General features: G+C 64.6%; 10 protein-coding genes. 9 read left to right on the top strand and 1 reads right to left on the bottom strand.

Translation table 11 applies throughout. The annotated features are described in order from the left end of the window. Positions 1-811: 811 nt before the first annotated feature. Positions 812-1,738 carry a D-alanyl-D-alanine carboxypeptidase family protein gene (locus tag ACVIGB_RS48610; RefSeq protein WP_456723908.1) on the bottom strand — a complete coding sequence of 309 codons (927 nt, stop codon included), beginning with the start codon at positions 1,736-1,738 and terminating at the stop codon, positions 812-814. Positions 1,739-2,240: 502 nt separating this feature from the next. On the opposite strand from ACVIGB_RS48610, the gene ACVIGB_RS48615 reads away from it, so the two are divergent. The 9 genes from ACVIGB_RS48615 to ACVIGB_RS48655 all read left to right on the top strand — a co-directional run bounded on the left by ACVIGB_RS48615 (position 2,241) and on the right by ACVIGB_RS48655 (position 11,828). After that, on the top strand, positions 2,241-3,818 hold the full coding sequence (locus ACVIGB_RS48615; protein WP_456723907.1) for a gamma-glutamyltransferase family protein: 1,578 nt from the start codon (positions 2,241-2,243) through the stop codon (positions 3,816-3,818). A 91-nt stretch (positions 3,819-3,909) separates the two neighbouring features. Continuing rightward, on the top strand, positions 3,910-4,248 hold the full coding sequence (locus ACVIGB_RS48620; RefSeq protein WP_456723906.1) for a hypothetical protein: 339 nt from the start codon (positions 3,910-3,912) through the stop codon (positions 4,246-4,248). Beyond that, positions 4,242-4,904: a helix-turn-helix domain-containing protein gene (locus ACVIGB_RS48625; RefSeq protein WP_456723905.1), complete on the top strand. Its 663-nt coding sequence runs from the start codon at positions 4,242-4,244 to the stop codon at positions 4,902-4,904. Before ACVIGB_RS48620 ends, ACVIGB_RS48625 begins: the two co-directional genes overlap by 7 nt. Positions 4,905-5,052: 148 nt before the next feature. Continuing rightward, positions 5,053-6,054 carry a SphA family protein gene (locus ACVIGB_RS48630; protein WP_456723904.1) on the top strand — a complete coding sequence of 334 codons (1,002 nt, stop codon included), beginning with the start codon at positions 5,053-5,055 and terminating at the stop codon, positions 6,052-6,054. A gap of 247 nt (positions 6,055-6,301) precedes the next feature. Then, a complete protein-coding gene (locus tag ACVIGB_RS48635; RefSeq protein ID WP_092125416.1) occupies positions 6,302-7,969 on the top strand; it encodes an amidohydrolase in 1,668 nt (555 codons plus the stop codon). Continuing rightward, positions 7,969-9,057, top strand: a complete 1,089-nt coding sequence (locus ACVIGB_RS48640; protein ID WP_456725252.1) for a CobW family GTP-binding protein — start codon at positions 7,969-7,971, stop codon at positions 9,055-9,057. Before ACVIGB_RS48635 ends, ACVIGB_RS48640 begins: the two co-directional genes overlap by 1 nt. Positions 9,058-9,096: 39 nt before the next feature. Continuing rightward, positions 9,097-10,410 carry an ABC transporter substrate-binding protein gene (locus ACVIGB_RS48645; protein ID WP_244549898.1) on the top strand — a complete coding sequence of 438 codons (1,314 nt, stop codon included), beginning with the start codon at positions 9,097-9,099 and terminating at the stop codon, positions 10,408-10,410. 1 nt (position 10,411) lies between these two features. Continuing rightward, positions 10,412-11,143, top strand: a complete 732-nt coding sequence (locus ACVIGB_RS48650; protein WP_456723903.1) for an ABC transporter ATP-binding protein — start codon at positions 10,412-10,414, stop codon at positions 11,141-11,143. Continuing rightward, positions 11,130-11,828: an ABC transporter ATP-binding protein gene (locus tag ACVIGB_RS48655; protein ID WP_092125419.1), complete on the top strand. Its 699-nt coding sequence runs from the start codon at positions 11,130-11,132 to the stop codon at positions 11,826-11,828. The genes ACVIGB_RS48650 and ACVIGB_RS48655 overlap by 14 nt, the downstream gene beginning before the upstream one ends.

Genomic DNA, 11,828 nt, shown 5'->3' on the forward strand with positions numbered 1-11,828 from the left:
AGGGAAAGCCGGGTGCCGATCGCACCCATGGGCCCCGAGCAAAAGGTAGAAAGCTCGGGGGTAGGACCACAGGTGTAACCGGAGACTCCGGCTTTCCCTGCGCGATGGGTTACGGCTTACTTCGTGCTCTCCCCGGCGAGACTGGGCTTGGTTGTCACCGTCTCCGCAAAAGCGCTTGCGCGCTTTGCGGGGAGACACCTGCCGCTAGGGCGTCAGGACCACACGACTTCACCGTCCGTCTCGTGCGCACTCGTCAGTTGCGCAATCAACGTCCACCGCATCTCACCGCAACACCCGTGACGATGCGCAGCGCCCCTCGATCGGGTGAGATGCGTCAACCATACACCGAGTTGCAGTTCCGATTAACCGAATTATCTTGTTGGCGAGGGGTTGACACGTTTTGCTGAGTTGCCCGTCGGGTTAGTTTGTCGCATCCCGAATGGGGCGGGACCGTCGCTCCGTGGGCCGAAGCGGCGATCCCTGATCGCGCGATGTGCATGGTCGGGGTGTGGGGCTGACGTCGGCCAATCCGCACGACTGAGGACATAGTAAAATCGACAGTTGCGCGCGACAATTGCCATTCTGAACTAGCTCTGAGTAACAGATCTCGCGGTGAGCAGACTCAGCAGCGCAAAGGTAGTAGCGCGGCGCAGCAATAGCGGTTCCTGGTGGATGAAATTCAGGGGAGAGGCGTAACGTCATGGCTGGAGGCTGGCCGCTACAGTCTCCGAAGCCGCCGTGAGCCCCAGCTCACCCCCTGAGCTGGGGCTCGCCGGAGCGCACATTCGAAGCGCAGCGACAGGTGCGCCGATCACAGGCGCGAGCTGATTTTCGTTGTCGCAGGCTTCGTCGCTGCCTTTGACTTTGCTCGCGTTTTCACGCCATGCCTGGAAGATGCTGCAATTCGGGTGTGTCGCTTGCCGATCAGCCTGGCGTGGCTCGATGCTGAACGATGAGCTACGTATTCCTGACCGTCGACTGGTCCGAGATGCGCTGGGTCTCCATTCAAATATGGACGTCCGACTCCGAACTGCTTTTCGTGTTCGTCGATCCATTTCCATAATCGCTTGGTCTCGATTACGCGCTCGTCCTTGCTCCCGCCGTTCATGCTGATGACGTCTGCGGCGAGCCCGTGACCATAGCCTCCTCGCGAACTGCCACCGTGATAGGACTTGTCATTCGCGGCCTTCAGCCCGCTTGCGATTGATTGGCGATAGTCGTCCCGGAATCCGCTTGTGATCCCAGGTGCCAGTCCGGCCTGTTCTGCTGCATGGAGCAAATAGAACAGCTTTCCCTTGAAGGCTCGATCCATCCCTCCGATCACGTAATCCATCAGAGGCATGCCGGCTTTGTCTGCTGCTTTGGGGTCCTTCCATCCGAAGTCATTTTCGACCCGCTTGGGGATGCTGCGAGTGACGGTGATCTGTTTTCCCTTCCGCTTGATCGTTACGTCCGTTTTCTCATACACGACGATCCAGTCGGTCTTCGGCGCTCGCGTGTAAAGTACTCCAAGGAACCGGTCGATGCATGCCTCGGCAACAAAGCACTCGTCCAGGACCAAGACTGTATCGACATTGTCAGGAGCGGCCTTGAGCGAGTCGACAACGTTGGCCGTCTGAGATGCTTGCTCGGACTGCTTCTCGGTTTCCGTCGTAGGCAGAGCCTCGGGGCTCGCTCGGTCCGCGCCTGGCGGCGCGCTCCGAGCATCGGCTTGAGCCGACGGTTCGGATGCTGTCACCTGTGGGCCCGACTCTTCCGTGGGCGACGCCGCGTGCACATCGTGAACCACGACACCGCATGAAAGTGTGATCAGAGGCGCGGCAATGCGTAACCAACCAGCCCCGCAACCGAACTGATTTCGCCTGGTGCCATGAATCTCTTTGCGAGATGACATCCGCATTGGAAATCAAACATGAGCCAAATTGATCATGACAGCGTGCCATCGCGCTCTGAGCTTGGCAACCAGTTAACCACCGCAGAACTAACCGGCGAAAACGCAACTACTCAGATAGGCCAAAGCACTCGTCACGCCCAGGTTTGACAGGTTTTGCAGCGTTGCCGTTGAATCAATTCGCCGCTTCGGGAAAGCGTCCAGCGAGACAAACCTCGCCTGTATTCACCGATCCACCGTTAGGTGGATTGCCGCTCGCCGCGCAGCCGGCCGAGACTCCGCCAAGGACCGGTGTCGTTTTCGACAATGTTGGCGAGCGGCTGCCGCTCACAGCATTTGAGGATCCGACATGCGTGATTTCATGGCCATCGGCCGCTCGGTGGCGGTTGCGGAGCGTGGCATAGCCGCAACCTCGCACCCGCAGGCGACGCTTGCCGCAGTCGAGATGTTGAAGGCCGGCGGCAATGCCGTCGATGCCGCGGTGGCGGCGGTGGCGGTGCAGGGCGTCGTCGAGCCACAGATGACCGGGATCGGCGGCGACTGCTTTGCGCTGTATTCGCCGAAGGCCGGCGAGCCGATCGCGCTGAACGGCTCGGGCCGCACGCCCGCCGGCACCGATACTGAAAAATATGCCGACAGCGGCGCGCGCGACATTCCGCCGACCGCACCTGAGGCTGTGACCGTGCCCGGCGCCATCGACGCGTGGTGCAGGCTGGTCGCCGATCACGGCAGCAGGTCGCTGGAGGAGATCTTCCGGCCGGCGATTGCGGCGGCCGAGCAGGGCTTTTGCGTGACACCGCGCGTCGCGGAAGACTGGCGCCGCTTCCGGGCGCGGATCGAGATCGACGCCAATGCCGCTGCGCAGTTCCTTCCCGGCGGCAAGGCGCCTGAGGTCGGCGACATCCGCACGCAGCCTGCGCTTGGCCGGACCCTGCGCCGGATCGCGCAGCACGGGCGCGAGGCGTTCTACGCAGGCGAGGCCGCCGTCGAGATGGCCGGCATCTTGCGCGGGCTCGGCGGCGCCCACAGCACCGATGATTTCGCGGCGCAGACCTCGGACTACGTGCGCCCGATCTCGGCCCGCTACCATGACCACGACGTGATCGAGTGTCCGCCGAACGGGCAGGGCCTGGCGGCGCTGATGATCCTGCGGGCACTTGCCGGCTTCGATGTCGGCGCGCTGGCGCAGGCCGATCGGATCCATCTGCTGGCCGAAGCGACCAAGGCCGCCTACCGCGCGCGCGACGCCTTCTTCTGCGATCCAACCACCAGCAACATCGATCCCGCCGCATTCCTTGCCGAAGACTATATCGGGAGGATCCGCAGCAAGATCGACATGCGCCGCGCGTCCGCGCCCGCGGCCTGGGACGATATCGAGCACCGTGACACCGTCTATGTCACGGTGGTCGACCGCGACCTCAACGCCGTCTCGCTGATCAACTCGCTGTTCTATCCGTTCGGCAGCGGCATCTATGCGCCGAAGTCCGGCGTCCTGCTGCACAACCGCGGCTGGAGTTTTCGCGCCCGGCCCGGACATCTCAATTCGCTCGGGCCGCGCAAGCGCCCGATGCACACCATCATTCCGGGCCTGCTGCGCAAGGACGGCAGGACCGTGATGTCGTTCGGCGTGATGGGCGGACACTACCAGGCCGTCGGCCATGCCAATCTGCTGTCGAACATCTTCGACATGAAGATGGACATCCAGGCGGCGGCCGAGGCACCGCGCTCCTTTGCCTTCGACGGCGCATTGTCGCTGGAGACGACGATATCGCAAGCGATCCGCGACGAGCTGCGCGCCCGCGGCCACGATGCCCACTTCTCCGAGGAGCCGATCGGCGGCTGCCAGGCGATCCAAATCGACCATGCGCGCGGCGTTCTGCTCGGCGCTTCCGACCACCGCAAGGACGGGCTGGCGCTCGGTTTCTAGGGACAAACCAGGTTACCTCGACGGTATCGTTCTAACGGTTGATTGTTACCGCTCTGCGCGCTCACCAAGCTGGATGCTGGGGGAGTGCATCATGAGCGACAAACGCGCCGCGGCCGACATGGCCGGCGTGTCGATCGTCGAGTCGGTCGATGCGAACGACTATGCCGGGCGCATCAGCGGCTGGAACATGCGAATGGACCAGGTGTCGTCGGGAAGGTTTGCCGGACGACTGGTGATGATCCGCCTCCGCGGTCTGGAGATCGTCCGGGAGACGACGACGCAGGCCCTGCTCAAGCAAGGCTCTGCCTGGCCGGATGCGCTCGTCTTCAGCCTGCCGCTCGCTGTATCCAATCCCGGATATTACAACGGCCGTCCGCTGGTGTTTCCGCATCTGTTGCTCAGCGACGGCCGAACCTGCTGCCGTTGCTGACGTCGACGCGGGTCGACGTCGTGTCGGTCGCTGTCGCCCGCGATCGGCTGTTTTCATGCCTGGATGCGCTCGGCGAGACCCGCGCGGCCGACTTCATCGCGGGCCTTCGCGGGCAGCAGCATTTCTTCAGCGGACCCGGCCTCGTCGGTCTTCAGCATGGCCTTCGCCGGCTCTGCGACCAGGGTGAGCGGCTGGGACCGGCGCTCGGGTTCGAGCACGTACGCCGCTCGCTCCAGGACAGCCTCGTCGGTGCGCTCGCCGACGTCCTGTCGGAGAACGACTGGAGCGACGTTCGCGGCTGCACCGCACAAAAGCAAACGGTCGACCGCATCCGCGAATATGTGTTCGAGCGGGTCGAGGATCCGCCGCGCATCGCCGAACTCTGCCGTCATATCGGCGTCAGCCGCAGGACGCTGCAAGGATGCTTTCAGGACGCGCTCGGGCTGACGCCACTACAGTATCTGCGCACGCTGCGGCTGAACGCGGTGCGCCGCGAACTCCGTGCGCTTGCCGCGACGGGGCAGCCGGTCTCGATCGGCGACGTCGCGGCGCGGTGGGGCTTCTGGCACTGGAGCCGCTTCACCGAAAACTATCGGCAACTGTTTGGCGAGCTGCCCTCGCGCACCGTGCAGCGTGTGGCATCCGCCTCACGTTAGGAATTTTCACTGTACGGCGGTTGCTTCTGCCGATTCCGGATAACGCCGGTTGAAATCCCCTTTCTAGATTTCGCCCGCTCCGCGCGGAGCCTGCACGATCGATCGTCGATCGACATGCGATGCAGCGCGGTCGGGACAAGGGGGCTACATGACAACACATCGAAAGATTGCCGTCGCCGCGCTGGTCGCAGCAAGTGTGGGCGCAACATCGGCCAATGCGTACGAGTTCGGCTCTCCCGGCTGGGCGCAGAAGCCGGGCATCACGCTGGGCGGAGGCACGGCCGGCGCGCCACCGCCCGGCCTTTACAGCTTCAATCAGGTCTTCACCTATCAGGCGAACATCGTCGGCCCGGGTGCGCCCAACGTCGGTGGCGCATCGACGCCGGTCCACGCCGCCGTCGAAGCATCTGGTCTCCTGTGGGTGCCGGGCTGGACGTTCCTCGGCGCGACATATGATGCGGTCATCGTGCAGCCCTGGATCATGGCCGATGTCGGCGGACCGATTAACGTCCAGCAGGCCGGCATGCACAACACCTTCATCGTGCCGGGGGAGTTGAGCTGGAATCTCGGCGACAGCGGCTTCTTCGTGAAGACCGGCCTTGGCATGTACGTGCCGAACGGATCGATCAGCGGTCCGTCCGGCCTGAACAATGTCGGCAATCCCTGGTGGACCTTCCAGCCTGAGCTGGTCGTGTCCTACCTGAAGGACGGCTGGAATCTCACGGCCAATCTGTACCATGAGATCAACACCAGGAACTCGATCACCGGCTATCGCTCCGGCGACGTCTTCCACGCCGAATTCACTGCCGCCAAGACCATCGGCAACTGGACCTTCGGGCCGATCGCCTACTACGCAGGACAGGTGACCGGCGATACGTCGAGCGCGTTCTACAACGGCGCGATCAACGTCAACCGGTACAACATCTGGGCCGGCGGCGGCCTGGTTGGTTACAATTTCGGACCGGCTGCGCTGACGGTCTGGGCGACGCATGAGTTCTCCTCGAATGCCTCCGGCGGCACCGCGGGCCCGCCCGGAATCGATACTGCGTCGATCACCAAGGGCTACTCGGTGTTCGCCAATCTGAGCTTCCGGCTGTGGGTGCCGGACGAGCCGGCGACGCCGCCCAAACGTCCGATGTTCACCAAATAGCGCACGCGCCGGCGTACAGCGCGAGACGGAGTGAAAGGGAGCCGCGTCGATCGCGCGGCTCCCCGACGGCTGCTCGTTTCCGCCTCCTGAATCCGTCAGGCCGTAGCATCCACCGGATGGTGGATTGTTCCCGACGCTGACATGCCGAACCTTTGCCATCATGCCGGCGCCGTACGCGGTTCCGACCTGTGCACCGCACGGCGAAGGCTGATCGCTCCGGACTTTCCCAATCGAGAAGTTGATCCGTATGAACAGGACATTCGCCGACACGGTCTTCCGCAACGGCCGGATCTACACGTCGAACCGGGCGCAGCCTTGGGCGGCGTGCGCAGCCGTGAAGGCCGGCCGCTTCATCGCCGTGGGCGAGGAGCGCGACGTCGCGGCGCTGGTCGGCGAGGGGACCAAGACCGTCGATCTCGGTGGACGCATGGCGATGCCGGGCATCATCGACATCCATAATCACATCATGATGGGCGGGCAGGCCGATCTCTACGAGCTGCGCTTCTCCAACGCCGACAGCGTGCCAAGGATCGCCGAGACCTTGCACAAGGCCGCCTCAGTGGCGGCGCCCGGCGCCTGGATCGTCGGCGGGCAGTTCGGCAACAATCTCCTGAACGAGATGAACACCGCGGAGTCCTGCGCACTGCTGGATGCGGCGTGCCTCGGACATCCCGTCGTGCTGCGCGATGACACCTATCACAATCGCTGGGCGAGCTCGGCGGCGCTGCGGCTTGCAGGCGTGCAGGCCGATTCCGCCGACCCGACCGACGGCGAGATCGGCCGCGACCTCAAGACCGGGACGCTGACCGGCATCATGATCGAGGCCGCCTCCGGCGTGGTCGAGCGGGCGCTCGCGGCCTCCGGTCACTACACGGCCGAGATGGACCGTGCGGCGGTGGCGCGTTCGATCTCGGTGCTGAACGCCTATGGCGTCACCGCCTTCATCGACGCCGCCAGCATGCAGCCGATCATGGCGGCGCTGAAGGGACTCGATGATCGCGGCGAGCTGACCGCCTGGGCGGTCTGCGCGATGCCGGTGGTCGAGCCGGGCTTCATGTTCGGCAAGGCCGGCGAGGAGCTGTTTGCGCTGCGCGAGCAATATCGCGGCGCGCATGTGAAGCCGGACTATGTGAAGGTGTTTCTCGACGGCGTGCCCGGCGCCAAGACCGCGGCGTTCCACGAGCCCTATCTGGCCGATCCCGTGCGCGGCTGCTGTTTCCGCGGATCGACCATGCTGACCGTACCCGACCTGATCCGCTGGCTCGGGCGCTGCGAGAAGCTCGGCCTTGCCGCGAAGATCCATTGCGCGGGCGATGCCGCGGTGACGCAGGCGCTCGACGCGATCGATGTCGTGCGCAGCTTCAACGGGGCGACCGATCTGGTCCACCAGATCGCGCATGCGAGCTACATCGCGCCCGATGACATCAAGCGCTTCGCCGAACTCGGCGTCGCGGCCGATCTGTCGCCGATCATCTGGTATCCGACCATCTTCCTCGAGGCGCACAAGGCCGCGATGGGCGAGGAGCGCGCGCAGCGCTTCTGGCCGAACAAGGACCTGAAGGCGGCCGGCGCGCTAATGGCCGGCGGCTCGGACTGGCCGGTGATTCCGATTCCCGATCCCTGGCAGGGCATCGAGGGCATGGTGACCCGGCAAAACCCAACCGGGGATTTTCCCGGCAAGTCGCTGTGGGCCGAGCAGGCGCTCGATCTCGCCACCGTGATCGACATCTACACCATCGATGCCGCGCGGGCGGCCGGTCTCGGCCAATCGATCGGTTCGATCGAGGTCGGTAAGTCGGCCGACCTGATCGTGCTCGACCAGATGATCTTCGACATCCCGCCGGATCAGCTCGCCGACACGCGGGTCGAGATGACCTTCTTCGAAGGCCGCAAGGTCTACGAGCGGGGTGCGTGATGATCGCTGTGGATCAGATCCCGGTCACGGTGCTCACCGGTTTCCTCGGCAGCGGCAAGACCACGGTGCTGAACCATCTGCTGCGCCAGCCGGAGCTCAATGGCGTCGTCGCCATCATCAATGAGTTCGGCGAGGTGGCCTTGGATCACCTCCTGGTCGAGAGCAGCGAGGATCGCCTCGCGCTGCTTGACAATGGCTGCATCTGCTGCTCGGTGCGCGAGGATCTGATCGAGACGCTGGCCGATCTCGCCGCCCGCCGCGCCACTGGGGCGATCCCGCCGTTCCACCGCGTGCTGGTCGAGACCACGGGTCTGGCCGATCCCGTGCCGGTGCTGCACACGCTGATGACGGCGCCCGATATCGTTGGCCGCTACCGGATCGACGGCGTGGTCGCTACCGTCGATGCCGTCAACGGCGCACATACCCTCGCGACGCATGACGAGGCCGTCAGGCAGATCGCCGTCGCCGACCGGCTGCTGGTGACCAAGACCGACCTGGCTAGCGACGATGCCCTCGCGCAGCTCGACGCGCGGCTCGCCGCGATCAACCCGGTCGCGACGCGCTCGCATGTGCGGAACGGGATGGTCGATCCGGCAAAGGTTCTCGATGCCGGGCTGTTCGATCCGTCGGCCCGCTCGGCCGATGTGGTGCGCTGGTTCGATCTGGCGTCGCAGGCGGCGAATGCGCCGCATCATCACGCCGATCACGATTGCGATGGCGCAAATTGCGGTCATCACAGCCATCACGCGCATGACACTGATGTCTCGTCCTACAGCCTGATCATCGACGAGCCGATCCAGCGCGAGGCGTTTGGGCGCTGGCTCGACTATGTCGCCGCGCTCAAGGGCGAGGACCTGCTGCGCTTCAAGGCGATCGTGCATGTTGCCGAACAGCTCGATGCGCCGGTCGTGGTGCATGGCGTGCAGCACGTGTTCCATCCGCCGATCACGCTGCAGGGCTGGCCGTCGGCGGACCGGCGCTCGCGGCTCGTCTTCATCGTGCGCGGCATCCCGCGCCAGATCATCGAGAACACCTTGTGCAAATTTGCCGCGGTGAGCCGTGGAGCGATCCAACGATCTGCGGCTTAGGCGGCAGTTACATCAGGCAATTGTTGAGGGGAGAGGGACATGACGGAGAATTCAAAGACGATATCGTCCGGCCGGCTCGACCGGCGCACGCTGCTGAAGGCGGCCGGTGCGACCGGCCTCGCATCGGCGATGAATGTGCCGTTGGTGAACGTCGCGCGGGCCGCCGGCAACACCATCAAGATCGGATGGGTCGGATGCCTCTCCGGCGTCCGCGCGCCGTTTGCCGAGCCCGACACCTGGATCCACGAGCGCATCAAAGCCCGGCTGAAGGACGGCCTGAAGATCGGCGGCAAGACCTGGCAGGTCGAGTTTGTCTTCAAGGACAATCAATCCGACCCGAACCGCTCGTCGGTGGTCGCGAGCGAACTGGTGCTGCGCGAGAAATGCGACTTGATCCTGATCGAGGATGGCGACGCGCAGGCTCCGGTGCAGGAGCTCGCCGACGCCCGTGGCATTCCGTCGATTTCGACCATGGTGCCGTGGCAGGGCTGGATGTTTCCGCGCAAGTCGACGCCCGACAAGGGCTTCCCCTACAGCTATCACTTCTTCTGGGGCGCCGATGATGTCGTGAAGAATTTCCTCGGCATGTGGCAGTCGGTCGACACCAACAAGAAGGTCGGCACGCTCTACATCGACAATCCCGCCGGCCAGGCGTTCTCCGACCCGAAGGTCGGTCTACCCGGCGGCATCGCGGGGGCAGGCTATCAGGAATTCTCCGCCGGAAAATTCCAGATCGCGACCGATGACTTCACCAACCAGGTGTCGTCGTTCAAGAGCAACGGCGTCGATATCGTGTCCGGATTCACGTACGGCAATCACTGGGTGACGCTGTGGAACCAGGCGGCGCAGGCCGGGTTCAAACCGCAAATCTGCACGGTGGCGGCGGCATTCCTGTTCCCGAGCGCGGTGAACGCGCTCGGCGATCGCGGCGACGGCATGTCGACCGAGGTGTGGTGGACGCCCGCCTATCCATTCAAGTCGTCGCTGACCGGGCAGAGCGCCGCCGAGCTCGCCGCCGAATGGGAGAAGACGACGGGCAAGCAATGGACCCAGCCGATCGGCTACGCGCATGCTCTGTGGGAAGTTGCGCTTGCTGCTTTGCAGAACAGCGATCCGAAGGACAAGAACTCGCTGCGCGATGCCATCGCGGGTCTCGACATGGAGACGGTGGTCGGACCGGTGAAGTTCAAGGGAACGCCGATCAAGAACGTCGCGGTGACCTCGCTGTCGGGCGGGCAATGGCGCAAGACCAAGGGCGGCAAGGCGAAATACGAGCTGCTCATCGTGCACAACGGGACGGCGCCGTTCATCCCGAAGCAGGCCGATCTCGCATTGCTGTCGAAGCTCGCCTGACATGGCACCGCTCCTGCGCGTCGGCGGGCTGTCGAAGCGTTTCGGCGAGATCGTGGTCGCCGATAACGTCAGCTTCGAGCTGGCGCGCGGCGAATGCCTCGGCGTGATCGGCCCGAACGGCGCCGGCAAGAGCTCGCTGCTGAACCTGATCGTCGGCCTGCTCACGGCCGACGGCGGTTCGATCATGCTCGACGACAAGGAGATATCGGGCCTGCCGCCGCATCGCCGGGCGCGGATGGGGCTCGGCCGCGCGTTCCAGATCCCGCAGCCGTTCCCGCATCTGTCGGTCTACGAGAACGCGCTGGTCGCGGCGTCCTACGGCGCGGGTCTGTATGGCGAGGCGGCATCGAGCTGGACGATGGAGGTTTTGCAGCGCACCGGGCTCGACGCCAAGGCGGACAAGCTCGCGGGCGCGTTGCCGCTGATCGATCGCAAGCGGCTGGAATTCGCCAAGGCGCTGGCCTCGAAGCCCAAGCTGATCCTGCTCGACGAGATAGCGGCCGGGCTGACCGAGCCCGAGGTCGAGCGTCTCGTTGCCATCATCAAGTCGGTGAAGGCAGATCACGCCATGATCTGGATCGAGCATATTCCGCACGCTTTGCGCGCGGTCTCGGATCGGATCCTGGTGCTCGATTTTGGCCGCAAGGTGCTGGAGGGGCCGCCGGCCGAGGTGATGGACAGCGCCGTGGTGCGCGAGATCTACATGGGATTGAAGGCCGATGGCGTTGCTTGATGTGAACGGCCTGCAGATCTTCTACGGCGATCTCCAGGCCGTGTTCGACATGAACTTCACCGTCGCGGACGGCGAGGCGGTGGCGCTGGTCGGCGCCAACGGCGCCGGCAAGTCGACATTCCTGAAGGCGCTGGTCGGGCTCAACGAGGAGCGGAAAGGGGCGGTGCATTTCGACGGCATCGACATCTCGCAGATGCCGGCCGAGCAGGTGTCGCGGCTCGGGCTCATCATGGTTCCCGAGGGGCGCTTGCTGTTCGATTCGCTGACCATCGAGGAGAACCTGCTGATGGGCAGCGTCAACCGTCGTAAGGGCAGCTGGACGCTGCGGCGGGTGTTCGACCTGTTCCCGATCCTGGAAGAGCGGCGGCGGATGTTTCCGGGCCAGCTCTCCGGCGGCCAGCAGCAGATGGCGGCGATCGGCCGCGCGCTGATGTCGAACCCGCGGCTGTTGCTGTGCGACGAGATCTCGCTCGGGCTCGCGCCTGTCGTGGTCGAGCAGATCTATCGCTCCTTTGCCGACATTCGCCGCGAGGGCACCGCCGTCGTGCTGGTCGAGCAGGATGTCAAGCGCGCGCTCGCGACGTCGGAGCGGATCTATTGCCTGTTGAAGGGGCGGGTGTCGCTGACCGGCCCGGCGCAAGGGTTGCAGCCGGAGCAGCTGACGCACGCTTATTTCGGTAACTAG

This window comes from Bradyrhizobium sp. USDA 4341, from assembly GCF_054063755.1.